We start from the raw sequence: 22217 nt of genomic DNA on the forward strand, positions 1-22217 counted from the left end.
GGGACAAAGGGGGCATGCTAGCAGTCCGGGGCGAAAGTTGAAGCCATCTTCCTGTGAGCGAATGACGGAGCCTTGCCATGACTGAACATCCTTGTGCGAAAGCGTCCGGGCAGGCGCCGGCCGTCGCCGAGGCGGCCCGCGCCTGGTTCGATACGCCCATGGGCCAGCAGTTGCTGCGCCAGGAGCAGCGCGTGCTCGGCGAGGCGCTCGAGCGCTGCTTCGGCAGCTACCTGGTGCACTGCGGCCCGTTCGCCGGCGAGCCGCTGGTATCGCAGAAGATCAAGCGCAGCGTGCGCCTTGGCGCGCCGATGCCCGGCGTCGAGATCCAGTGCGATGAGCAGGCCTGGCCGATCGGCGAGCATGCCGCGGATGTCGTGGTGCTGCAGCACGCCCTGGATTTCTGTGCATCGCCTCACGGGCTGCTGCGCGAGGCGGCTCGCAGCGTGCGGCCGGGCGGGCACCTGCTGGTGGTCGGCGTCAATCCGTGGAGCCTCTGGGGCGCACGCCACCTGACTGCCTGCGACGGCTTTCGCCAGGCGCGCTGCATTCGTGCCTCGCGCGTCGGCGACTGGCTCAACCTGCTGGGCTTCGCGCTGGAGAATCGCCGCTTCGGGTGCTATTGTCCGCCGCTTTCCTCGAGTGACTGGCAGGCGCGGCTGGCGCGTCTGGATGACATCGGTCATCGCTTGCAGGCACCGACCGGCGGTTTCTATCTCCTGATGGCGCGCAAGCTGATGATCGGCCTGCGGCCGTTGCGCAAGGAACGGCGCGAGCGCATGGGCAAGCTGCTGCCGATGCCGGTCGCGAAGGTCAGTCGTCGCAACGCCGAATAACCTGCGAGCGACAGCCTCGAACTGACGGACCCTGAAAGCTACATGAGCGACGATTCGGTCGAGATCTATACCGACGGTGCCTGCAAGGGCAATCCCGGCCCGGGCGGCTGGGGCGCCCTGCTGATCTACAAGGGCGCCAAGCGCGAGCTTTGGGGGGGCGAGGCGCAGACCACCAACAACCGCATGGAGCTGATGGCCGCGATCCGCGCGCTGGCCGAGCTCAAGCGACCCTGCAAGGTCCGCCTGTTCACCGACTCGCAGTACGTGATGCAAGGCATCACCGACTGGCTGCCGAACTGGAAGAAGCGGGGCTGGAAGACCGCCAGCAAGCAGCCGGTGAAGAACGCCGACCTCTGGCAACAGCTGGACGAGCAGGCCGCCCGCCACGAGGTGAGCTGGAACTGGGTGCGCGGCCATGCCGGCCATCCGGGCAACGAGCAGGCCGATCTGCTGGCCAACCGCGGCGTGGTGCAGGCCAAACGACAACCGATGGTTTAACGAGCGATACCGATGCGCAGCATTGTTCTGGATACCGAAACGACCGGCATGCCGGTCACCGATGGCCACCGCATCATCGAGATCGGCTGTGTCGAAGTGATCGGCCGGCGGCTGACCGGGCGGCACTTCCATGTCTACCTGCAGCCCGATCGGGAGGTGGACGAAGGCGCAGTGGCGGTGCATGGCATCACCAACGAGTTCCTTGTCGACAAGCCGCGCTTTCGCGATGTGGCCGACGAGTTCTTCGAGTTCATCCGCGATGCGCAGCTGGTCATCCACAACGCGGCGTTCGATATCGGCTTCATCAACAACGAATTCGCCCTGCTAGGCCAGCGCGAGCGGGCCGAGATCACCGACCACTGCACGGTGCTCGATACCCTGCTGATGGCCCGCGAGCGGCACCCAGGCCAGCGCAACAGCCTGGATGCGCTGTGCAAGCGCTACGGTGTCGACAATTCCGGCCGCGACCTGCACGGCGCCCTGCTGGACGCCGAGATCCTCGCCGATGTCTGGCTGACGATGACCGGCGGCCAGACCAACCTCTCGCTGGCCGGCGATGGCGCCGACAATGCAGGCGGCCGCCCGCAGCCGAGCCCGATTCGTCGCCTGCCGGCCGACCGTCCGCGCACACCGGTGCTGGCCGCCAGCGACGCCGAGCTGGCCGCACATGCCGCTCGGCTCGCCGCCATCGAGAAGGCCTCCGGCGGCCCCGCGCTCTGGCAGCAACTGGCCCTTGCCGCAACGCCGCAGCCGTCCTGAGAGGGCAGTCCGGCCGGCCCGCGACGCCAGCCTACCTGCACTGACCTCGGGTCCGCTGCGGAACGCCATCCAGGGCTGCTTTCCCCTACCTGGCGCAGCCGGTTCGATGCCGCCACATCCCCAAAAGCTTGACCGTCCGCGCTATGGCTATGTGCTATCTTCGCTATCCTTGCGCACCCTGGCTCCGCCAGGCGCGCCCGGACGGGTTGTGCTGCGTTGCAAGCGGTGTGGGGGTGGACAATTTCCTACAGCCTTGGCGCTGTAGGTTTTTGGCGCGTAAGGCTGGCCAAATCCCGGACGGATGGTGTGTGCTTGTGTCGCCTGGGCGCAGCTGGCAAGCGTTGTTTTTTGCTAAAGTTCGCGACCTACGAACAAGCCAGTAGCCAGCCAGCTTTGGTTCTGATTGAAGAGGTGTTCTGCTTGATTAGAGTGCTGGTGGTCGATGACCACGATCTGGTGCGTACTGGCATCACGCGTATGCTGTCGGACATCGACGGCCTCTACGTGGTCGGGCAGGCCGACTCCGGCGAGGAAGCCATTCGCAGGGCGCGCGAACTCAAGCCGGACGTGGTCCTGATGGACCTCAAGATGCCTGGCATCGGCGGCCTGGAGGCGACCCGCAAGCTGCTGCGCAGCAATCCCGACCTGAAGGTCATCGCGGTGACCATCTGCGAGGAGGATCCCTTCCCGACGCGCCTGCTGCAGGCCGGCGCCGCCGGCTACCTGACCAAGGGCGCCGCGCTGGATGAAATGATCCGTGCCATCCGCATGGTCTTCGCCGGGCAGCGTTACATCAGCCCGCAGATCGCCCAGCAACTGGCGCTCAAGTCGTTCCAGCCGCAGGTCAGTGCCTCGCCCTTCGACCTGCTCTCGGAGCGGGAAATCCAGATCGCCCTGATGATCGCCAACTGCCAGAAGGTGCAGGCGATTTCCGACAAGCTCTGCCTTTCGCCGAAAACCGTCAACACCTATCGCTACCGCATCTTCGAGAAGCTCTCGATCACCAGCGACGTCGAGCTGGCGCTGCTTGCCGTCCGCCACGGTATGGTCGACACCGTCAACTGATGGCCCGGGCCTTCGATTCCTCTGCGTTCCTGGCCGCCTGCAGCGGGCGGCCAGGCGTGTATCGCATGCTCGACGCCGAGGGCAAGCTGCTCTACGTCGGCAAGGCGAAGAACCTCAAGAAGCGTCTGGCCAGCTACTTCCGCAAGACCGGCCAGGCGCCGAAGACGGCCGCGCTGGTCGCCAGGATCGCCCAGGTCGAGACCACCATCACCGGCAACGAGACCGAGGCGCTGCTGCTGGAGCAGACGCTGATCAAGCAGTGGCGGCCGCCCTACAACATCCTGTTGCGTGACGACAAATCCTACCCCTACGTGTTCCTCTCGAGCGGGCGCTTCCCGCGGCTGAGCATTCACCGCGGGGCGAAGAGGGAGCCGGGGCGCTATTTCGGGCCCTATCCCAGCGCAGGGGCGATCCGCGAAAGCCTCGGCCTGCTGCAGAAGGCCTTCCTGGTGCGCCAATGCGAGGACAGCTACTTCCGCAACCGCACCCGGCCCTGCCTGCAATACCAGATCAAGCGTTGCAAGGCGCCGTGCGTCAATCTGGTCGATCCCGATGAATACGCCGAGGATATCCGCCATTCGGTGATGTTCCTCGAGGGGCGCAGCAACGCGCTGGCCGAGGAGCTGTCGCGCAACATGGAGACGGCTGCCGCCACGCTGGACTTCGAGCGCGCCGCGCAGATTCGCGACCAGATCGGCATCCTGCGTCGGGTGCAGGACCAGCAGCACATCGAGGGTGGCTCGGGAAACGTGGACATCGTCGCCGCCACGGTCAGCCCCGGTGGTGCCTGCGTGCACCTGATCAGCGTGCGCGGCGGCCGGGTGCTCGGCAGCAAGAACTTCTTTCCACAGGTGGCGATCGAGGAGAGCGTCAGCGACGTGCTGCTGGCCTTCCTCGAGCAGTACTACCTGGGCTCGGCCGAGCGCGATCTGCCGGGTGAGCTCATCGTCAATGCCGCGCACGAGGATTTCCCCACGCTGATCGCGGCGGTGGCCGAGCTGCGTGGCGTCGAACTGGGCATCGTGCAGCGCGTACGCGGCACGCGCGCGCGCTGGCAGCAGATGGCGCTGACCAATGCCGAACAGGCCCTGGCGGCACGCCTGGCCAACCGCCAGCATCTTTCGGCACGCTTCGAGGCGCTGGCCGAGGCGCTGGAGCTGGACGAACCGCCACAGCGCCTGGAGTGCTTCGACATCAGCCATTCCAGTGGCGAGGCGACCGTCGCCTCCTGCGTGGTGTTCGGTCCCGAGGGGCCGATCAAGGCCGATTACCGCCGTTTCAACATCGAGGGCGTCACCGCGGGGGACGACTACGCGGCGATGCACCAGGCGCTGTCGCGCCGTTTCCGCAAGCTGGTCGAAGGGGAGGGCAAACGCCCCGATATCCTCCTGGTCGACGGCGGCAAGGGGCAGTTGAACATGGCCCGCGAGGTGCTGGCCGAGTTGCCGGTGCCCGACCTGATCCTGCTCGGCGTGGCCAAGGGCGTCACCCGCAAGCCCGGTTTCGAGACGCTCTACCTGAACGATGCCGAGCACGAGTTCACCTTGCCGGGCGACTCGCCTGCGCTGCATCTGATCCAGCAGATCCGCGACGAAGCGCACCGCTTCGCCATCACCGGACATCGCGCGCGCCGCGGCAAGGCCCGACGCACCTCGAGCCTGGAGGACGTTCCCGGCATCGGCCCCAAGCGCAGGCGCGAACTGCTCAAGCATTTCGGCGGTCTGCAGGAGTTGAGCAGGGCCAGTGTCGACGAGATATCCAAGGCGCCGAGCATCAGCAAAAAGCTCGCCGAGTCGATTTATGCTGCCCTGCACAGTGAGTAGAATCACCGTCTTCTCTGCAGATCAGTGGTACCGATGAATATTCCAAACCTGCTCACCGTGCTACGCGTGCTGCTGATTCCGTTCTTCATCCTGCTGTTCTACCTGCCGTTCCACTGGAGCTACCTGGCCGCCAGCGCGGTGTTCACCGTTGCGGCCATCACCGACTGGCTCGACGGCTACCTGGCCCGGCGCCTGCAGCAGAGCACGCCGTTCGGTGCCTTCCTCGATCCGGTGGCCGACAAGCTCATGGTGGCGGTGGCGCTGGTCCTGCTGGTGGGCGAGCACGCCAACCTCTGGCTGACCCTGCCGGCGGCGATCATCATCGGGCGCGAGATCGTGGTGTCGGCCCTGCGCGAGTGGATGGCCGAACTCGGCGCGCGGGCACAGGTGGCGGTCTCCAATCTCGGCAAATGGAAGACGGCGGCGCAGATGGTCGCGCTGGTCATCCTGCTGGCCAACCCGCCGGCGCTGACTGTCTGGGTCGGGCTGGGCTATGCGCTGCTGCTGGTCGCGGCAGCGCTGACGCTGTGGTCGATGACCAATTACCTGATGGCTGCCTGGCCGCATCTCAGCCCGTCGGAAAATAAATAAAAACTTTTTTAATCAAAGGCTTGACGCGGCGTTTCGAATCGCTAAAATGGCGCCGTCAACACGACAACGCGGGAATAGCTCAGTTGGTAGAGCACGACCTTGCCAAGGTCGGGGTCGCGAGTTCGAGTCTCGTTTCCCGCTCCAGTTTAAAGCGCGCCGCAGCTACAATGCGGCGTGTTCGTTTTGAGGCCGGTTGGCAGAGTGGTTATGCAGCGGATTGCAAATCCGTGTACGCCGGTTCGATTCCGACATCGGCCTCCATACAGAAAGCCCCGCAGATGCTGAATCTGCGGGGCTTTTTCTTTGCCTGCGAAACGGGTCGGAACAGCGGCGGATGCGCTGCGGGCCGGTAGCAGGGCAGGCCGGCGACCGGTTGCCAGGCTGATGCGGGCCGGCAGGTCGAGACGATCGCCTGCATGGTGATCGCCTTCTGACAACGCACGTCTTCGTACAGTGCAGTTGCCGCTCTCAGAATGCCCGCGACAGCGTCAATGACCCGAACTGGTCGTGCTCGCGCTGGCCTTCGAATTCGCGACTGCGCCAGATGTTGGCGAAGGCCAGCTGCCAGCGATTCCAGATCAGTGCCAGGCCGAGCTTCGCATCGCCCACCCAGGGCCGCCGGTCCACCGAGTGGCTGTCCTCGAACGTGTTGCCGTCGAGCAGCATGTTGTGCGCCATGTAGCGTCCCTCGAGGTCGGCGAACAGGTACCAGCCGAACTCACCGCCCGGCCGGAACAGCTGGCTGCCACCTTGCGCCGGAGCCACCGACGGAATGCTGAAGCTGCGCTCGAGGTTCCGCCCCAGGCGCAGCCCGCCACTGGCCGAGGCATAGCTGTAGAGGTTGCCCAGCGCAAACCCCGTGCCCGGGCCGTATTCCAGCTCCAGGCCGCCGAGGCTGCGCTGCAGCCACCAGCGATGCTGGTAGCCCAGATTGACGAAGGGCTCGTTCTCCAGCTGGTGATCCCAGCCTTTCGGCTCGTCGCTGTCGGTGACATGGTGAATCGCCCGCTGGATGCGCTTGCCACCGGCCGCCGGGCCGACGATGCCCAGGTCCAGGTGCAGGCTTTGCGTGCCTCGCCAGCCCTCGTGCTGGGTGTCGGCGAATAGCGAGAGGCCGGCATACATCAGGCCGGCGTAGGGGCGGTCGTCTTCGATCAGTTGTGCCGTCTCGAGCTGTTCCGGCGTGTAGATCTGGTGGCCGAAGCGCAGGGCGACGCTGTCCAGGCTGTGCTGATCCCAGCCCGGCATCAGGCCCGCCAGGCGGCGGCTCCAGTGGTCGGCGTCGGGCTCGGCGGTGCGGATCACTTCGAGCCCGTTGGTGTAGTGCCCGTCATCGCCGGAGGAGAGGATGTCGTTCTCCAGCTTGATCGACAGGGTGTCGGCCGTGGCCAGGGCGGGCAGGGCGGCGAAGCCGGTGATGAGCAGCAGGCGGGGCAGGTGTCTCATGGGCGGTGCTCCAGGCTTTTACATTCGTTTTTGTATGTTCTGGCGCGCAGGTCGCCCGGTGCGCTGCAACCGGGCGATGTACTTGAGACTGTAGCGGCCGTTGCGGGTTCTCGCGTCTGCTTCGCTACGTTCATCGGGAAGCTCCTTGCGGCCGATGAGCGGGGCGCTAGGCGGTGGGGTTTGCTGGCATAATGCCAGCCTTCCGCGAGACCATCGCACAGGACGACAGGGCCATGACCGAAGAGCGTTATTCCATCATTCTCGAGGCGCGCGACGAGACGCTGCTCGCCCAGGCCACGCGGGACGAAGTCGAGCATTTCTGGGATGAGCACGAGGAGCAGTACTTCGGCCTGCGCATGCAGGCAGACGGCCCGGGGCACTGGCTGGTGTTCGTTACCGAGGACATTCCCGAGGACGAGCGCCTCTCCTGCGAGGCCTGAGCCAGGGCGTTGCGCCCGCGCCAGGCTCGTCAACGCACCGGTGGCCGGGCTACCCGGGAAGCGCTAAGCTGCGTGGCTTCTCGTCCATCCGGTCAGAATGCTGCGCAGTCGAGTGCCGATGCGCCGCTCGCCGGATTACTGGTGTGCAGGCGTAGCGATGCAAGCAAAGTGGTCGACGTTTCCCTGGGTGTGCTTCGCCATGTGCGTGGGGGTGATGGGCACGGCACTGATCTCCCCGCTGTACCCGCTCTACCAGGCCGCCTGGGGGCTGCGCACCAGCGAGATCTCGCTGATCTACGTCGTCTACATGCTCGGTGCGTTGGCGGGGCTGCTGTTCATGGGTCGCCTGTCGGACACCCAGGGCTTCCGCCCGGTGATGCTCGCCGGGTTGCTGGTGGGCTGGGGCGGCACGCTGCTGTCGATGATCGCCTGGGACCTCGCCAGCCTGAACCTCGGCCGCTTTGCCGTCGGTCTTTCGTCGAGCCTGATCGTGACCAGCGCTTCCGTCGGGCTGATGCAGATCGCCCGTGACGGCTCCTCGCAGCGTGTCTCCACCCTGACCAGTTTCCTGCTGGCCTTCGGCTTCGGCCTCGGGCCGATCACCGGCGGGATCATTGCCCAGTGGCTGCCGCGTCCGCTGGTGACGACCTATGTGCCGACGTTGCTGCTCGGCCTGCTGGCCATTCACGCGATGCGGCAGATCGCGCTCACACCCCCATCACAGGCGCAGAAGCTGGCCTGGCGCGCCTTTCTGCCGCGCCTGACCTGGACTGCGCGCAGCGATTGCTGGGCCTTCATCCTGACCTGCTGCTGTCCGTTCTTTGCCTTTGGCGTCTTCGGTCTGTACGCCTCCATGTCGCCGCTGTTCATCGGCAAGATGCTGCCCTGGCACGGTCCGGTGGTCAGCGGCTTCTCGATCGGCATCATCCTGCTGGCCTCGGCGGGCACGCAGTTGCTCAGCGCCCGGCTGGGGCTGCGCTGGTGCGGGGCGCTGGGACTGCTGGCGGTGGTGCTGAGCAATGCCTTGCTGGTGGCCAACTTCCAGGCCGGCTCGGTGGCGATGTTCGCCGCCGGCGTGGTCGCCGCGGCCGTCGGCCACGGCATGTGCCTGCTGGCCGGTATCAGCATGGTCAACCGCATCGCCAGGCCGGCCGAGCGCTCGGGGCTGATCTCCACCTACCTGGTCAGCGGTTATGTCGGCAGCATCGCACCGCTGCTGGGCGCCGGCTGGCTGGCCGATCACTACGGCCTGCAGACGGCCATTACCGCGCTGGGCCTCGGCGTCGTCGCCCTCGCATCCCCGGCCGCGGTGGCGTTCTTCCGCCACCCGCGCATGCGTGAAAGCTAGCCCCCGGATCGACGGTCGCGCACCATCGCGCCCCGCCAGCTTCTAACGGAGACGACGGGCCACTGGCGGCCCCGCGGGAGCGAACCATGAACCAGGAAATCCCTTGGCAGCATGCCGGTGGTGCTGTATGCGCCTTGCCCGGCGATACCGATGAGCGACAGACCGAGACCCCCGAGGCCGAGCCCGACGGCGAGCAGGAGCTCACCGACGAGGACATCGACCTGTTTGAGGATGATCCGGAGATCCCCAGCGGCCTGAATGCTCCACTGCGGCTCACACCGCGCTGATGGCGCTGACGCTGGAGATACGGCCGTTCCAGATCATCTCGAAATGCACCGTCTGGATGATGGAGCGGACAGGGCGCGGCGTCATCAGGGCCCAGCAGTCCTGCCCCGGGTCGCGCACCGAGCGGTAGCGCAGGCCCGGGTGTCCGGCCTGGCGGGCGAGCCTTCCGAGCCGTCGGGCGGCAGCGTAGTCGTCTGGATCGTGGATGGGGTCGCTTGCCGGCAGGATCGTCGCATCCAGCATGCCGGCCTCGTCGAACTGGCACGCCAGGCCGCGGAAGACGAAGCGCTCGTAGTTCAGGCCGTCGATCCTCGACCAGTAGCGATCCTGATGATGGCGCACCTCGGCCAGCGCGGTTTCCAGCGTCTCGGCCAGGTAAAGCACGCCATAGCTGCCGTCGCTGAACCGCGAGCCGGCCGGGTTCACGTGGGTGAAGGGGGCCGTCGCGTAGGCACAGCCTGGAATGCCGAAGGGAATCTCGTGGCGCGCGATCAGCTCCAGCTGACCGAGCTCGTTGCGCAGGCGCGGATTGCTCAGGGCCTGCAACTGGTAGAGCGTCTCGAATTCGTCGGCGTCGGCGACGTCGTCGAACAGCGTGATGGGCGGGAACTTCGAGTTGACCAGCCGGTACGCCTGCACCTCGGCGGCGGCACGTTGCGGCAACTGCTCCGGCGTTACCACTGCGCGCCTCGGAGGCTGTCGATGCGACGGAACGATTCGTACAGCGCGATCATGTCGCCCTGGGCCATGACCTCCAGCGGCGAGCGGCCGTTGAAGAACTCATGGTGATTGGGCATCGCGGCGAATCCGTAGACGTTGTCCGGGTTGTCGAAGAGCAACCGCAAGGCCGCGTGGATATTGAGGATCAGGCTGATGCGCTGCAACTGGTCGGAATCGAGGCTGACCGACCAGGCACGGTTCTCAGCGCGGGCCCGGGCATGGGTGCTGCGCGAGATCCGCAGGATGTTGCAGGCCTGCTCGGTGGTGGCCCGCCACTTGTCGAGGATGTTCAACGCGGCGCGCAAGCCGGCCGCGCACTGGTCCTTGGAAAAGGCGGGTGCCTGGATCACGGCTGACATAAGCAATGACTCTTTGTGTCTTCAGACTAAAAATAGCATTTATTGTATCTATGGGCAAAGTGGCTATTGTGTAACCGCTTGGCAAGGCCCCGGTGGCACAAACCCCGTGATGCCCGGCTCCTGCGGTTGCGCCAGGTGGGGCGGCTGGTTATAGTCCTGCGCCCACCAAGCATCCCCCCTGCCCGGATGGCGAAACTGGTATACGCAAGGGACTTAAAATCCCTCATCCGAAAGGATATGCGGGTTCGACCCCCGCTCCGGGCACCAATCGCTAAGCGACTGCTGGGCTTCAGTTAGCCCCCAGGTTCGAACGGCCACCTCTGGCCCCTTTCCGATGCGATCTGCCCAGGCCCTGCGGGCCCGCGCCAATCAGGCGGTCTTGCCTGCGCATGGCCTATTCGTTATTTCCGTATTGTCCCATCGGCCTCCAGTCGGCGCGCCGGGAGTCGGCCTGTACGCGGCGAGGGGGCTGGGTTATACACTGGCGAAAAAAATAACCAGAGCCTGGCCTTGCGTATGAAAATCCAACCCCTGCCGCCGCTGAACAGTCTTGTCGCGTTCGAGGCTGCCGCGCGAAATCTCAGTTTCACCCTCGCTGCCAAGGAACTTAACGTCACCCAGGGTGCCGTCAGCCGGCAGATCCGATTGCTGGAGGATTACCTAGGCAAGAGCCTGTTCGAGCGTACCACCCGGGAAATCCATCTCACGGCGACAGGCAACCAGTACTACGCGACGGTCAAGGATTCGTTGCTGCAACTGGCCCAGGCCACCGGCGAGATCCGTCACTGGCACGGTGCCCAGCAGGTGACGGTGGTGACCAGCACGGCGATGGCCTCGCTCTGGCTGTTGCCGCGGGTGGCCGAGTTCCAGCGCGAGAACGAAGAGATCGACCTGCGCATCATCGCCTACGACCACGTCCGCGATTTCTCCCGACTCGATTGCGACCTGGCCCTGTACTACTGCCGCACGCCGCCCAAGGACATGCGGGCGACCCCGCTGTTCACCGAGGAAGTCTTCCCGGTGTGCAGTCCGGCCTACCTGGCCAAGCACCCGGAGCTGCACGGGCTGCGCGACCTGGCGCAGAGCACCTGGCTGTGGCTGGAAGATCCGCAAAGCGACTGGATCGGCTGGCCGGAATGGTTCCAGCGTCTTGGCCATAAGCCGCTGGAGCCGCGACACCGCATCAACATCAACAGCTATTCGATGCTCATCCAGTCCGCCCTGATCGGCCAGGGCGTGGCGCTGGCCTGGTCCAACCTGGTGGACAACCACCTGCAGACCGGTGCGCTGGTGCGGCCGATCGACGACTGCCTGCACACCGAGGCGCAGTTTTGCCTGCTTGAGCCGACAGGGCGCAGCAGCAACCGGCAGAGCGTCAGTCGCTTTCGCAACTGGCTGATGGGCCAAGTGGTGCCGCCCGGGGCCGTGCTGCGCGCCAGCTGAGCCATCCCATCCCTTGCGCGAGGCTTCTGGCGTTTTTGCATGAATCGCTGGCACAGATCGGCCAGGCCCAAGCCATGGTCGGGGCCTCTAGGGCACGCCTTGGCTGCGGTCGGTGAATGAGTTTTTGTCATCAATCTGCTTGGAAAAATCGTTTGTCGCGTGACAGCCCGTTTTCGAAACTGACCCTGTACCCAGCGAGGCCCGGCGCCTCGCGGAACAGCCACAAGCGTGCAGGGAATAACAACAATGACCACTTCTCAGAACATCCGCGTCCAGCAACTGGAAACCGTGCTCGGCCCCATCCACCAGGCCACCGGTCTGTCCAACGAGTTCTACACCCAGCAGAGCCATTTCGAAGCCGACCGTGACCAGGTCATGGGCAAGACCTGGGCCTGCGTGGGTTTTGCCAGTGATCTCACCAAGAACGGCTCGGTCAAGCCGGTCGACTTCATGGGCCTGCCGCTGTTGCTGATGCGCAACCGCGAGGGCCTGGTGCAGGTCTTCCACAACGTCTGCAGCCACCGCGGCATGAAGCTGGTGGAAGAGGCGGGCGAGGTGCAGGGCGTGATCCGCTGCCCCTATCACTCCTGGACCTACGACCTGAACGGCGGCCTGAAGGGCACCCCGCACATCGGCGGCATCAACCAGCACAAGGACGAGCGCTTCGCCTGCGAGAAGCATGGCCTGAAGCCGCTGCGCAGCGCGATCTGGATGGACATGGTGTTCGTCAACCTGTCCGGCGATGCCCAGCCGCTGGAGGAAATGCTCGCGCCGCTGACCGATCGCTGGACGCAGTTTCTCGGCGAGGACGGCATGAGCCTGCTGCGCCGCCGTGCGCAGCACGACATGACCAGCATCGAGGTGAACTGCAACTGGAAGCTGGCGGTGGAAAACTACTGCGAGGCGTACCACCTGCCTTGGGTGCATCCGAGCCTGAACAGCTACTCGCGCCTGGAAGACCACTACAACATCCAGTTCGGCGAGCATTTCTCGGGCCAGGGCAGCTACGCCTACAACCTCTCCGACGTGGCCGGCACCCACCTGCCGAAGTTCCCGTCGTGGCCGCAGGATCGCCTGCGCAACGCCGAATACGTGGCGTTCTTCCCCAACGTGCTGCTGGGCATCCAGGCCGACCATGCCTTCGCCATGCAGCTGGACCCGGTCTCGCCGAGCAAGACCATCGAGAACCTGCGCCTGTTCTACGTCGGCGACGAGGCATTGGGCGACGAGTACGCCGCCTGCCGCAACGCCATTCTCGAGTCGTGGAAGGTGGTGTTCGCCGAGGACGTCGCCTCCGTCGAGGGCATGCAGAAGGGCCGCAGCTCGCCTGGCTTCGCGGGCGGTGCGTTCTCCCCGGAAATGGACGTGCCGACGCATTTCTTCCACCAGTGGGCCGCGCGTCGCCTGCTCGGCGTCAACGGGCGCGGGTGAGGGCATGGTCATGTATCCGATCGCCTCTCACTGGCTCAACTACATAGACGGCGCTTGGGCCGACAGTGCCCAGCGCCTCATCGTCAACAACCCGGGGACCGGTGCGCCGGTCGCCAGCATCGCCCAGGCGAGTGTCGAGGATGCCGAGCGTGCGCTGCTGGCCGCCCGCCGCTGCGCCGACAGCGGCGAGCTGACCCGGGTACGGCCGGCCCAGCGGGTCACCTGGCTGCTGGCCATCGCGCAGGAAATCCGCGCGGTGGCCGACGAAGGCGCCTGGGTGCTCTGCCAGGAAAATGGCAAGACGCTGAACGATGCCCGCGACGAATTCATCGAAGCCGCGCGCTACTTCGAGTACTACGCCGGCATGGCGGACAAGATCGAGGGCACCTCGATCCCGTTGGGCAACGGCTACATGGACTTCACCCTGTACGACCCGATGGGGGTGTCGGCGCAGATCGTGCCGTGGAACTTCCCGGTGTCCATCTGCGCCCGCTCGCTGGCGCCGGCCCTGGCCGCCGGCAATGCGGTGGTGATCAAGTCGCCGGAGCTGTCGCCACTGGGCCTGTGCGTGCTGGTGAACGCCATCGAGCGCGCCGGGCTGCCGAAAGGGGCGGTCAACCTGATCTGCGGCCGCGGCCGCGAGGTCGGCGCGCACCTGGCCGGCAGCAGCAAGGTCGACCAGATCGTCTTCACCGGCTCGGTTCCCACCGGCCAGGCGATCCTGGCCAATGCCGCGCAGCATGCCACGCCCAGCGTCATGGAGCTGGGCGGCAAGTCGGCGGCCATCGCCTTCGCCGATGCGGACCTCGAGCAGCTGCTGGCCAGCGTCAAGTCCGGCATCTTCTTCAACGCCGGGCAGGTCTGCTCGGCCATGTCCCGGCTGCTGGTGCAGCGCGAGATCTACGCGCAGACCGTCGAGGCGATGGTGCGCCTGGCCGAGGGGCTGAGCGTCGGCCTGGGCCAGGACAATCCGGAACTGACCCCGGTGATCAGCGCCGGCCAGCTCGGCGGCATCGAGGCGATCTGTCGCCGCGCCATCGAGGAGGGCGCCGTGGCGGCCACTGGCGGCGAGGCGTTCAGCGACCGCGTCGGCCACTTCATGCGCCCGACGGTGTTCCGCGACGTCAGCCCCGAGATGAGCATCGCCCAGGACGAGGTGTTCGGCCCGGTACTGGCGGTGATTCCCTTCGATACCGAAGAGCAGGCCATCGCCATCGCCAACGGCACCCTGTTCGGCTTGGTCGCCGGCGTGTTCACCCAGGACATCAACCGCGCCATGCGCTGCACGCGGCGCCTGCGGGCCGGCCAGGTGTTCGTCAACGAGTGGTACGCCGGTGGAATCGAAACCCCGTTCGGCGGCGTCGGGCTCTCCGGCTTCGGTCGCGAGAAGGGCCAGGAAGCGCTGTACAGCTACGTGCGCACCAAGAACGTGGCGATCCGCGTAGCCGGAGAGTGAGCGACCTGTTCCAGGCGCGGTTGTCTGCGCCTGGGACCCTGGCGCGGCGTCGCTGGCGGGGCTTTGCTCGTCGGTGGCGCCTGCCTTGCACCTGATTCCCTGTCGTGGAAGCCAAGCAATGTTCGATAACAAGAATAGGTATCCGGCCGCCGAGGCGGCCGCGCAACCGCTGCGCAACCCGGTCGGCGTCGAGACCCATCGGGCCGCGCGCGGCTACCGCCTGCAGCGGGTGCGCCAGCAGCTCAAGGCCGCCGATTGCGCGGCCATCCTGCTGTACGATCCGGTGAACATCCGCTACGCCACCGATACTTCCAACATGCAGGTATGGACCCTGCACAACGAAGCCCGCTATGCCCTGGTTTTCGCCGAAGGGCCGGTGGTGCTGTTCGAATTCCACAACTGCGAGCACCTGCACGAGGGCAACGAGCTGCTCGACGAGATCCGTCCGGCGATCAACTGGAGCTATTTCGGCGCCGGCTCGCGCAGCGGCGAGAAGGCCGTGGCCTGGGCCGACGACCTGCGCGCAGTGCTACGCCGGCACGCCGGCGCCAAGGCGCGCCTGGCGGTGGACAGGGCCAACCTGGAAGGCCTTGACCTGCTGCGCGAAGGCGGGCTGACCCTGGTCGAGGGGCACAGCCTGATGGAGCAGGCGCGTCGGATCAAATCCGCCGAGGAGCTGGAGCTGATGCGCTGGACCATCGCCGTGTGCGAGCGCGGCATCCAGCGCATGCACGACGAGCTGCGCCCGGGGATGACCGAGAACCAGCTGTGGGCCTGGCTGCACTACGAGAACGTGCGCCACGGCGGCGAATGGATCGAGACCCGCCTGCTGGCGTCCGGGCCGCGCACCAACCCCTGGATGCAGGAGGCCAGCGAGCGGGTGATGCACGAAGGCGAGATTCTCTGCTTCGACACCGACCTGATCGGCCCCTACGGCTACTGCGCCGACATCTCCCGCGCCTGGACGGTCGGTCACGTTGCCCCGACTGCCGAGCAGCGCAAGCTATATCGGCTGGCCCACGAACAGGTGCAGCACAACATGGCCCTGTTGCGTCCGGGCCTGAGTCATCGCGAGTTCACCGAGCGCTCCTGGGACATTCCGCCGGCCTACTGGCACAACCGTTATTGCTGCACGGTGCATGGCGTCGGCCTGGTCGACGAATACCCGGCCCTGGCGCACAAGGGCGCCGACTGGACCGGCAGCGGCTACGACGGGGTGTTCGAGGAGAACATGGTGCTCTGCGTGGAAAGCTACATCGGCGAACAGGGCGGCAGGGAAGGCATCAAGCTGGAACAGCAGGTACTGATCACCCGCGATGGCTGCGAGGCCCTGTCCCGCTACCCGTGGCAGGCGGACTGGCTCTGACCACCTCGTTCGTCAAGGGCCTGCCCACGCAGGTCGATGCGTAGAAACCTTTATGAGGCGAGAAACCGATGACGACAACCAATTCAGCGTCGGCGGGACTTTCCGCCCTGCCGCGCACGATGCATGCGGTACTGCTCAACGGCCTAGGCGGCCTGGATCGCCTTGAATACCGGACCGATGTCGCCGTTCCCCAGCCGGGGCCGGGCGAGGTGCTGATTCAGGTACGGGCTGCCGGCGTCAACAACACCGACATCAACACGCGGATCGGCTGGTACTCGAAATCCGTGGGCCAGGCCACCGCCAGCGGCGGGGCGCGCGGCTTCGAACGTGTCGACGCGACGGACGCCTCGTGGTCGGGCAAGGGGCTGGAATTTCCGCGCATCCAGGGGGCCGACTGTTGCGGATACATCGTCGCCGTGGGGTGCGATGTTCCCTCGTCGCGGATCGGTGAACGTGTTCTGGTGCGCAATATGCTGCGTAGCCATGTCGGCTTCCGGCCCTTCGAGTGCTGGACCTTCGGCAGCGAGTGCGACGGCGCGTTCGCCCAGTTTGCGGTAGCGCCGGCAGGCGAGACCCACAAGGTGGTCTGCGACTGGTCGGACGCCGAGCTTGCCTCCGTTCCGTGCTCCTATTCGACCGCCGAGAACATGCTGCATCGCGTGCATCTCGGCGCCGAGCGCGTGTTGGTCGCCGGTGCTTCGGGAGGCGTCGGCTCGGCCGCCGTGCAACTGGCCAAGCGGCGCGGCGCGACGGTGATCGCGCTCTGTTCGGCCAGCAAGGCCGATGAGGTCCGGGCCCTGGGGGCGGACCAGGTCATCGATCGCCGTGCCGATCTGTTCTCGGTCCTTGGCGAGAATTCCATCGACGTCGTGCTCGATGTCGTCGGGGGCGAACAGTGGCCCGATTTCCTGCGCGTCCTGCGCCGTGGCGGGCGCTACGCGACGGCCGGAGCGATTGCCGGTCCGTTGGCTGAACTCGATCTGCGCACGCTCTATCTCAAGGACCTGACGCTGATGGGCTGCACCTTCCAGGACGATGAAGTCTTCTCCAATCTGATCGCCTACATCGAGGCCGGGGAGATCCGTCCGGTCGTGGCCAAGACCTTCGCCCTGAAGGACATCCGGCAGGCGCAAGAGGAGTTTCTGAACAAGGGATTCGTCGGCAAGCTGGTCCTTATCGTTCCAGAGACCGCTGGATGAAATAGCCAACGGGCAGGCGCGCCGGCACGCTTCGCTTGCTTCTGCCTCTCCCAACAATCGCGACGCGCCCGCCCGTGCCTGGCATCGGGCCCGTTGATGCGACCAAGTCTTGCAATACCGGAGCGGGAAGGAGGCTTCCGCGGTTTGCCGCGCTGGTGGCGAGGCGTGGCCTGGAGCAGCCGTAATACCGTGCTCGGCATCGCCGCTGGCATGGACGCGTTGTGGGCGTTGCAGGCGCTGGGCTGGTGAGCGACGCCTGGCGCTCGGTGCGCGCCGCTCACCCCTCCCTGATGACGTGTTTTCGCGCGCTCGCATGAATGATTTTTTGTCATCAATCGCCCTGGAAAAATCGTTTGTCGGGCCCTGGCCCGTTTTCGACACTGGCCCTGTACCCAGCGAGGCCTCGCGCCTCGCCATGACAGCCACATGCGTGCAGGAAATAACAACAATGAACTTCACTCCCAGAACTCCCGCGTCCGGCAACGGGCGACAGTGCCCGGCCCCGTTTACCTGGCTCGTCTACTCATCTTGTCGCCATCCCGGCCCCCGATCGGGGCATGGGCAGCAGGCGCTGCCTGCGCGCAGCGCGTGACGATCGCTAAAAAGAAGGAGTGAGCGAGATGTTCAAGACTTGGCTTTGTGTGGTCTGCGGCTGGATCTATAACGAGGCGCTGGGCTGGCCGCAGGACGGCATCGTCGCCGGCACCCGCTGGGAAGACGTGCCCGAGGACTGGAAGTGCCCCGAATGCGGCGTCGGCAAGGCCGACTTCGAGATGCTCGACGTGACCGAAGAGGTCGCCGCGGTGGCCGAAAACCTCTCGCTGCCGTTGCCGACGCAGCCGACGCTCGAGCCGCAACCGGCGGCTGCCGCCCGCGGGCCGATCGTCATCATCGGCAGCGGCCATGCAGGCTACGGCCTGGCCCAGGCCCTGCGCAAGGCCGACGCGCAGGTGGAAATCCGCGTGCTGACCCTCGAATCCGGCCACCTCTATTCCAAGCCGGCGCTGTCCATTGGCCTCGCGCAGGGGCGCAGCGCCGAAGCGCTGGCCGGCGAGGCACCGCTGGCGCTGGAACAGCGCCTTGGGCTGCGCATCTACCCGCACTGCGAGGTGCAGCGGATCGACCCGGCGGCGCGTCGCCTGCATACCAGCTCCGGCGAGATGGAGTACGGCCAGCTGGTGCTGGCCTGCGGCGCCTCGCCGATCCGCGTGGCCATCGACGGCGACACCTCGGGTGTCGTCAGCGTCAACAACCTGGAGGACTACCGGGCCTTCCGCGAGCGCCTGGCCGGCGTCCGCCGGGTGGCGATCCTCGGCGCCGGTCTGATCGGTTGCGAGTTCGCCAACGACCTGGCCGCCAGCGGCTTCGAGGTCACCGTGATCGGCCTGGGCCAGTGGCCGATGGAGCGCCTGCTGCCCGCCCAGGCCGGCCGGCACCTGCAGGTGGCGCTGGCAGCGCAGGGCGTCGGCTGGTTCTTGGACAACACCGTGCAGCGCATCGAGCGCACGACCGCGGGGCAGCGGCTGGTCCTTGCCGACGGTCAGCAGTTGGAGGCCGACCTGGTGCTCTCGGCGGTCGGCCTGCGGCCGAACCTGGCGCTGGCCGAGTGTGCGGGCCTGGCGGTCGGCCGCGGCATTCGCGTCGACGACTGCCTGCAGACCTCCGCGCCCGGCATCTATGCGCTCGGCGACTGCATCGAGATCGACGGTGAGGTGCTGCCGTACCTGGCGCCGATCAACCAGGGTATCGAGGCGCTGAGCCAGACCCTGCTGGGACGGCCCACCGCGGTCCGCTATCCGCTGATGCCGGTGACTGTGAAGACGCCGGCCGCGCCGCTCTGCCTGTTGCCGCCGCCGGCCGGTAGCGAAGGGGAGTGGCGGCACACGGCGACGGACGATGGCCTGACGGCCGGCTGTCACGATCGCCACGGCCAGCTGTGTGGCTTCGTACTGCTCGGCCGCCAGGCGCAACTGCAACGCAATAGCTGGCTGCAAGCCTGCCAGACCACGCAACGGGCAGTCGCCTGAGGGGTAGAACATGAACAAGTCCGTCAACCTGCCTTTCGACGACACCACCTGTGGCTGGTATGCCGCCTTGCCGGAACAGCCTGCCTGCACGCGCCTGGCTGGCGAGCTGTCCGCCGATTACACCGTGGTCGGCGCCGGCTTCGCCGGGCTGGCTGCCGCGCGGCGCCTCGGCGAGCTGCTGCCCGAGGCGCGCATCCTGCTGGTCGATGCGCAGCGGGTCGGCCAGGGGGCCTCGGGGCGCAACTCCGGGTTCGTCATCGACCTGCCGCACAAGTTCGCCCTGGAACATCCCGACCCGACGCACAAGCAGCGCCTGCTGGGTCTCAACCGCGCCGCCATCGCCCAGCTGCAGGGCCTGACAGCGCGCCACGGCATCGACTGCCAGTGGTCGCATGCCGGCAAGTACCAGGGCGCGGTCGGCCCACGCGGGCTGGCCTATCTCGAGCACTTCGAACGCCTGCTGGCCGACCTGGGCGAACCCTATCGCTGGGTCGAGCAGCACGAGCTGGCCCGGGTGGTGGGCAGCGAGCACTACAGCCGCGCGATCTTCACGCCCGGCTGCTACCTGATGCAGCCGGCCGCGCTGGTCACCGGGCTGGCCCGTTCGCTGCCGGCGAACGTCGAGCTGCTGGAGGAATCGCCGATCCTGCGCCTGGAGCGCGACGGGCAGGGTGGGTGGTTGCTGCACGCCTCGGGCGGCCGCATCCGCAGCGGCAAGCTGCTGCTGGGCACGAGCATCTTCACCCAGGAATTCGGCTACCTGCGCAACCGCCTGCTGCCGGTGATGACCTTCGCCAGCTGGACCCGCCCGCTGACCGATGCGGAACTGTCGCTCTACGGTGGCCAGCTGGACTGGGGCCTGACCCCCGCCGACCACGCCGGCACCACGGTGCGCATGACCCAGGATCGCCGGCTGATCATCCGCAACACCTACAAGCACGTGCCCAAGTATGGCCGCAGCACCAGCGACGCCATGCGGGCGAAGGTGCGCGAGGACCACCGCAAGGCCTTCCTGGCGCGCTTCCCGCAGTTGGCGAACGTGTCGTTCAGCCACACCTGGGGCGGCGTCTATGCGATCTCGCGCAACTTCACCAACTTCTTCGGCGAACTGGAGCCGGGGGTGTTCGCCTCGGCCTGTGACAACGGCGTGGGCGCAGCCTGGGGCACCATCTCCGGCACGCTGCTGGCCGAGCTGGCGGTCGGCGCCGACTCGCCGCAACTGCGCGACATCCAGGCGGTGACGGGGATGCCGTCGCTCAACCCGCCGGAGCCCTTCCTCGGCCTGGGTGTGCGTTCGCGCATCCGCTTGGCGGCGTGGAACAGCCGGAGCGAACTATGAGCGCGCGGATTTCCGGTAAGGGCCCGGTGCGCCTGGTCGATCACCGCGACCTCGACTTCGTGCCGCGCGGCGGCCCGCCCGGCGCCGCCTTCGTGGCGCGGGCGCTCGGCAACGAGGTGTCGCCCCACATCGGCGTCGGCTTCGCCCGCTGGGAGGGTGCCGAGGTGGCCTGGACGCTGCTCTACGACGAGGTGATCTTCGTCATCGAGGGCTGCTTCGAACTGCGCGCCAACGGCGAGCTCCACCGGGTGCGCCCGGGGCAGCTGCTGTGGATCCCCGAGGGCACCGAGCTGGTCTACGGCGGCCACGCGCTGTTCGCCTACGTGGTGCACCCGGGCGATTGGAAGGCGCGACATGGCCTGGAATGAGGCAACTACCCGCACTCGTACTGCGGCAGAGGAAGGTGACGGTTGTTCGGACTGACTCAGGCCTTCGGGGCGCTCTACCTGGCCAGCCTGCTGCTGCAGGCTGGCTCCACCTTGTTGATGACCTACCTGGCGCTGCGGCTGACCGCCGACGGCGCGGCAGCCTTCTGGGGCGGTGCGCTGATGGCGGCCAACGCGCTGGGCATGGTGCTCGGCGGCAGGGTCGGCCAGTGGATGATCCAGCGGGTAGGGCATATCCGCACCTACGGCGCCAGCGCCGGGCTCGTCTGCGTCGGTGTGCTGCTGCATGGCTACGGCGAGTCACTGGGGCTCTGGCTGCTGCTGCGTGCGCTGGTGGGGATGGCGATGATGTGCCAGCTGATCGTGCTGGAAAGCTGGCTCAACGAGTGCGCCGGCAGCGAGCAGCGCGGCAAGGCGCTGGGGCTGTACATGGTGTCGGTCTACGTGGGGATGATCCTCGGCCAGCTGGCCCTGGGATTTCACCCCGGCCTCGGCATCCAGGTATTGCTCAGCGTGGTGATCGCCTTCGCCCTGAGCCAGGTGCCGGTGGCGCTGACCCGCAGCGTGCACCCGGCGCCCCTGCAGTCGGAGGCGGTCGATCTGCGCATCTTCCTGCGGCGGATCCCGCAGTCGCTGGTCACGGTGCTGAGTGCCGGCATGCTCAACGGCGGCTTTTTCGGCCTGGCGGCGATCTATGCCAGCCGGCAGGGGCTGAGCCCCAGCGAGGTCGGCCAGTTCATGGCGCTGGTCATCGGCGCGGGGCTGCTGGCGCAGCTGCCGCTAGGCTGGCTGTCGGACCGTTTGCCGCGCGCCGCCCTGATCCGCGCGATCGCCGTGCTGCTGGCGCTGGCCAGCCTGCCGCTGGCGTTGTACCAGGGCCTGCCCTTCGTCACCTTGCTGCTGTTCGGCGCGGGGGGCGGCTTCCTGCAGTTCTGCCTGTATCCGCTCGGGGTGGCGCTGGCCAACGACAACGTCGAAGCGAACCTGCGGGTTTCGCTGGCGGGTCTGCTGCTGGCCACTTTCGGCATCGGCGCCTGCATCGGGCCGCTGGTCGCCGGGTTCTTGATGGAGCGCTTCGGCACGCCCAGTCTGTACTACTTCTCCAGCGCCTGCGCGGCGCTGCTGGCGCTCGCCGTCAGCCAGCGGCGGGTACACGGCACGCATCTGCAAGAGGATGCACCGCTGCAGCACCAGGCGACACCCAATGGCATCGCCTGCGCGACCCTGGCGGCAGTCGTCGAGGCACATCTACCGCCTTCGGAACAGGCTGAAGCGGGCGGCCGAAAACCTCCCGGCGAACCCGCACCGGGGTACCCTGGCCTGGCCGACTGACGCGCTTCGGGACGCATTCCTGCGTCCCTTCATTGCGCCTGCATGCATGAGGATTTCTCAGTAATCGAGCA

General features: G+C 66.7%; 21 protein-coding genes and 3 tRNA genes. 21 read left to right on the forward strand and 3 right to left on the reverse strand.

Going from position 1 to position 22217, the window contains the following annotated elements:
- Nucleotides 1–77 precede the first annotated feature (77 nt).
- The 8 genes from L3N39_RS09670 (at nt 78) to L3N39_RS09705 (ending at nt 5830) form a co-directional block, all read left to right on the forward strand.
- Nucleotides 78–833 carry a class I SAM-dependent methyltransferase gene (locus L3N39_RS09670; protein WP_237257125.1) on the forward strand — a complete coding sequence of 252 codons (756 nt, stop codon included), beginning with the start codon at nt 78–80 and terminating at the stop codon, nt 831–833.
- 42 nt (nt 834–875) lie between these two features.
- Nucleotides 876–1331: a ribonuclease HI gene (gene rnhA / locus L3N39_RS09675; protein ID WP_237257126.1), complete on the forward strand. Its 456-nt coding sequence runs from the start codon at nt 876–878 to the stop codon at nt 1329–1331.
- Between the two features lie 12 nt (nt 1332–1343).
- Nucleotides 1344–2090 (forward strand): DNA polymerase III subunit epsilon, encoded by a 747-nt coding sequence (gene dnaQ / locus L3N39_RS09680; protein WP_237257127.1) that lies wholly within the window; start codon nt 1344–1346, stop codon nt 2088–2090.
- 420 nt (nt 2091–2510) lie between these two features.
- A complete protein-coding gene (gacA, locus tag L3N39_RS09685) occupies nt 2511–3155 on the forward strand; it encodes a response regulator transcription factor GacA (protein ID WP_237257128.1) in 645 nt (214 codons plus the stop codon).
- On the forward strand, nt 3155–4978 hold the full coding sequence (gene uvrC, locus L3N39_RS09690; protein ID WP_237257129.1) for an excinuclease ABC subunit UvrC: 1824 nt from the start codon (nt 3155–3157) through the stop codon (nt 4976–4978). The genes gacA and uvrC overlap by 1 nt, the downstream gene beginning before the upstream one ends.
- A gap of 33 nt (nt 4979–5011) precedes the next feature.
- The gene (gene pgsA / locus L3N39_RS09695; protein WP_237257130.1) at nt 5012–5569 is read left to right on the forward strand and encodes a CDP-diacylglycerol--glycerol-3-phosphate 3-phosphatidyltransferase; all 558 of its coding nucleotides are present in this window, start codon (nt 5012–5014) and stop codon (nt 5567–5569) included.
- Between the two features lie 68 nt (nt 5570–5637).
- A tRNA-Gly gene (locus L3N39_RS09700) sits at nt 5638–5713 on the forward strand.
- Nucleotides 5714–5756: 43 nt separating this feature from the next.
- Nucleotides 5757–5830, forward strand: a tRNA-Cys gene (locus L3N39_RS09705).
- A 207-nt stretch (nt 5831–6037) separates the two neighbouring features.
- Here L3N39_RS09705 and L3N39_RS09710 read toward each other — a convergent pair.
- Nucleotides 6038–7015 carry a lipid A deacylase LpxR family protein gene (locus L3N39_RS09710; RefSeq protein ID WP_237257131.1) on the reverse strand — a complete coding sequence of 326 codons (978 nt, stop codon included), beginning with the start codon at nt 7013–7015 and terminating at the stop codon, nt 6038–6040.
- 233 nt (nt 7016–7248) lie between these two features.
- Between L3N39_RS09710 and L3N39_RS09715 the strand changes: the two genes are divergently transcribed.
- The 3 genes from L3N39_RS09715 (at nt 7249) to L3N39_RS09725 (ending at nt 9090) form a co-directional block, all read left to right on the forward strand.
- Nucleotides 7249–7455 carry a hypothetical protein gene (locus L3N39_RS09715; RefSeq protein ID WP_237257132.1) on the forward strand — a complete coding sequence of 69 codons (207 nt, stop codon included), beginning with the start codon at nt 7249–7251 and terminating at the stop codon, nt 7453–7455.
- Between the two features lie 157 nt (nt 7456–7612).
- A complete protein-coding gene (locus tag L3N39_RS09720; RefSeq protein WP_237257133.1) occupies nt 7613–8803 on the forward strand; it encodes an MFS transporter in 1191 nt (396 codons plus the stop codon).
- An 86-nt stretch (nt 8804–8889) separates the two neighbouring features.
- Nucleotides 8890–9090 carry a hypothetical protein gene (locus L3N39_RS09725; protein ID WP_237257134.1) on the forward strand — a complete coding sequence of 67 codons (201 nt, stop codon included), beginning with the start codon at nt 8890–8892 and terminating at the stop codon, nt 9088–9090.
- Here the strand turns inward: L3N39_RS09725 and L3N39_RS09730 are convergent.
- Together L3N39_RS09730 and L3N39_RS09735 are read right to left on the reverse strand one after the other, a co-directional pair.
- Nucleotides 9077–9769 (reverse strand): RES family NAD+ phosphorylase, encoded by a 693-nt coding sequence (locus L3N39_RS09730; RefSeq protein ID WP_237257135.1) that lies wholly within the window; start codon nt 9767–9769, stop codon nt 9077–9079. The two genes, L3N39_RS09725 and L3N39_RS09730, sit on opposite strands and share 14 nt — an antisense overlap.
- Nucleotides 9763–10167, reverse strand: coding sequence for an antitoxin Xre-like helix-turn-helix domain-containing protein (locus L3N39_RS09735; protein ID WP_237257136.1), 405 nt, complete (start codon nt 10165–10167; stop codon nt 9763–9765). Before L3N39_RS09735 ends, L3N39_RS09730 begins: the two co-directional genes overlap by 7 nt.
- A gap of 180 nt (nt 10168–10347) precedes the next feature.
- Between L3N39_RS09735 and L3N39_RS09740 the strand changes: the two genes are divergently transcribed.
- The 10 genes from L3N39_RS09740 to L3N39_RS09785 all read left to right on the forward strand — a co-directional run bounded on the left by L3N39_RS09740 (nt 10348) and on the right by L3N39_RS09785 (nt 22146).
- A tRNA-Leu gene (locus L3N39_RS09740) sits at nt 10348–10434 on the forward strand.
- Nucleotides 10435–10683: 249 nt separating this feature from the next.
- Nucleotides 10684–11610 (forward strand): LysR substrate-binding domain-containing protein, encoded by a 927-nt coding sequence (locus L3N39_RS09745; protein ID WP_237257137.1) that lies wholly within the window; start codon nt 10684–10686, stop codon nt 11608–11610.
- 246 nt (nt 11611–11856) lie between these two features.
- Complete coding sequence (locus L3N39_RS09750; protein ID WP_237257138.1) at nt 11857–13041, forward strand: aromatic ring-hydroxylating oxygenase subunit alpha; 1185 nt, start codon at nt 11857–11859, stop codon at nt 13039–13041.
- Between the two features lie 10 nt (nt 13042–13051).
- On the forward strand, nt 13052–14497 hold the full coding sequence (locus tag L3N39_RS09755) for an aldehyde dehydrogenase family protein (protein ID WP_237257415.1): 1446 nt from the start codon (nt 13052–13054) through the stop codon (nt 14495–14497).
- A gap of 118 nt (nt 14498–14615) precedes the next feature.
- Nucleotides 14616–15863: a M24 family metallopeptidase gene (locus L3N39_RS09760; protein WP_237257139.1), complete on the forward strand. Its 1248-nt coding sequence runs from the start codon at nt 14616–14618 to the stop codon at nt 15861–15863.
- Between the two features lie 68 nt (nt 15864–15931).
- Entirely contained in the window at nt 15932–17062 is a 1131-nt protein-coding gene (locus tag L3N39_RS09765) for an alcohol dehydrogenase family protein (RefSeq protein ID WP_237257140.1), read from the forward strand.
- Between the two features lie 620 nt (nt 17063–17682).
- Entirely contained in the window at nt 17683–19089 is a 1407-nt protein-coding gene (locus L3N39_RS09770; protein ID WP_237257141.1) for an FAD-dependent oxidoreductase, read from the forward strand.
- A gap of 10 nt (nt 19090–19099) precedes the next feature.
- The gene (locus L3N39_RS09775; protein WP_237257142.1) at nt 19100–20428 is read left to right on the forward strand and encodes an NAD(P)/FAD-dependent oxidoreductase; all 1329 of its coding nucleotides are present in this window, start codon (nt 19100–19102) and stop codon (nt 20426–20428) included.
- The gene (locus L3N39_RS09780) at nt 20425–20796 is read left to right on the forward strand and encodes an ethanolamine utilization protein EutQ (protein ID WP_237257143.1); all 372 of its coding nucleotides are present in this window, start codon (nt 20425–20427) and stop codon (nt 20794–20796) included. The genes L3N39_RS09775 and L3N39_RS09780 overlap by 4 nt, the downstream gene beginning before the upstream one ends.
- Before the next feature lie 42 nt (nt 20797–20838).
- A complete protein-coding gene (locus tag L3N39_RS09785; RefSeq protein WP_237257144.1) occupies nt 20839–22146 on the forward strand; it encodes an MFS transporter in 1308 nt (435 codons plus the stop codon).
- Nucleotides 22147–22217 lie beyond the last annotated feature (71 nt).

It is taken from the genome of Pseudomonas oligotrophica, assembly GCF_021726475.1.
Classification (GTDB): domain Bacteria; phylum Pseudomonadota; class Gammaproteobacteria; order Pseudomonadales; family Pseudomonadaceae; genus Stutzerimonas; species Stutzerimonas oligotrophica.

Bases quoted from the DNA above. Each gene is read 5' to 3' on its own strand.
- L3N39_RS09750 (WP_237257138.1), top strand. From the start codon at position 11,857: ATGACCACTTCTCAGAACATCCGCGTCCAGCAACTGGAAACCGTGCTC.
- L3N39_RS09715 (WP_237257132.1), top strand. From the start codon at position 7,249: ATGACCGAAGAGCGTTATTCCATCATTCTCGAGGCGCGCGACGAGACG.
- L3N39_RS09775 (WP_237257142.1), top strand. From the start codon at position 19,100: ATGAACAAGTCCGTCAACCTGCCTTTCGACGACACCACCTGTGGCTGG.
- L3N39_RS09755 (WP_237257415.1), top strand. From the start codon at position 13,052: ATGTATCCGATCGCCTCTCACTGGCTCAACTACATAGACGGCGCTTGG.
- L3N39_RS09760 (WP_237257139.1), top strand. From the start codon at position 14,616: ATGTTCGATAACAAGAATAGGTATCCGGCCGCCGAGGCGGCCGCGCAA.
- pgsA (WP_237257130.1), top strand. From the start codon at position 5,012: ATGAATATTCCAAACCTGCTCACCGTGCTACGCGTGCTGCTGATTCCG.
- L3N39_RS09780 (WP_237257143.1), top strand. From the start codon at position 20,425: ATGAGCGCGCGGATTTCCGGTAAGGGCCCGGTGCGCCTGGTCGATCAC.
- L3N39_RS09765 (WP_237257140.1), top strand. From the start codon at position 15,932: ATGACGACAACCAATTCAGCGTCGGCGGGACTTTCCGCCCTGCCGCGC.
- L3N39_RS09725 (WP_237257134.1), top strand. From the start codon at position 8,890: ATGAACCAGGAAATCCCTTGGCAGCATGCCGGTGGTGCTGTATGCGCC.
- uvrC (WP_237257129.1), top strand. From the start codon at position 3,155: ATGGCCCGGGCCTTCGATTCCTCTGCGTTCCTGGCCGCCTGCAGCGGG.
- L3N39_RS09770 (WP_237257141.1), top strand. From the start codon at position 17,683: ATGTTCAAGACTTGGCTTTGTGTGGTCTGCGGCTGGATCTATAACGAG.
- L3N39_RS09670 (WP_237257125.1), top strand. From the start codon at position 78: ATGACTGAACATCCTTGTGCGAAAGCGTCCGGGCAGGCGCCGGCCGTC.
- L3N39_RS09735 (WP_237257136.1), bottom strand. From the start codon at position 10,167: ATGTCAGCCGTGATCCAGGCACCCGCCTTTTCCAAGGACCAGTGCGCG.
- L3N39_RS09720 (WP_237257133.1), top strand. From the start codon at position 7,613: ATGCAAGCAAAGTGGTCGACGTTTCCCTGGGTGTGCTTCGCCATGTGC.
- L3N39_RS09745 (WP_237257137.1), top strand. From the start codon at position 10,684: ATGAAAATCCAACCCCTGCCGCCGCTGAACAGTCTTGTCGCGTTCGAG.
- L3N39_RS09710 (WP_237257131.1), bottom strand. From the start codon at position 7,015: ATGAGACACCTGCCCCGCCTGCTGCTCATCACCGGCTTCGCCGCCCTG.
- rnhA (WP_237257126.1), top strand. From the start codon at position 876: ATGAGCGACGATTCGGTCGAGATCTATACCGACGGTGCCTGCAAGGGC.
- dnaQ (WP_237257127.1), top strand. From the start codon at position 1,344: ATGCGCAGCATTGTTCTGGATACCGAAACGACCGGCATGCCGGTCACC.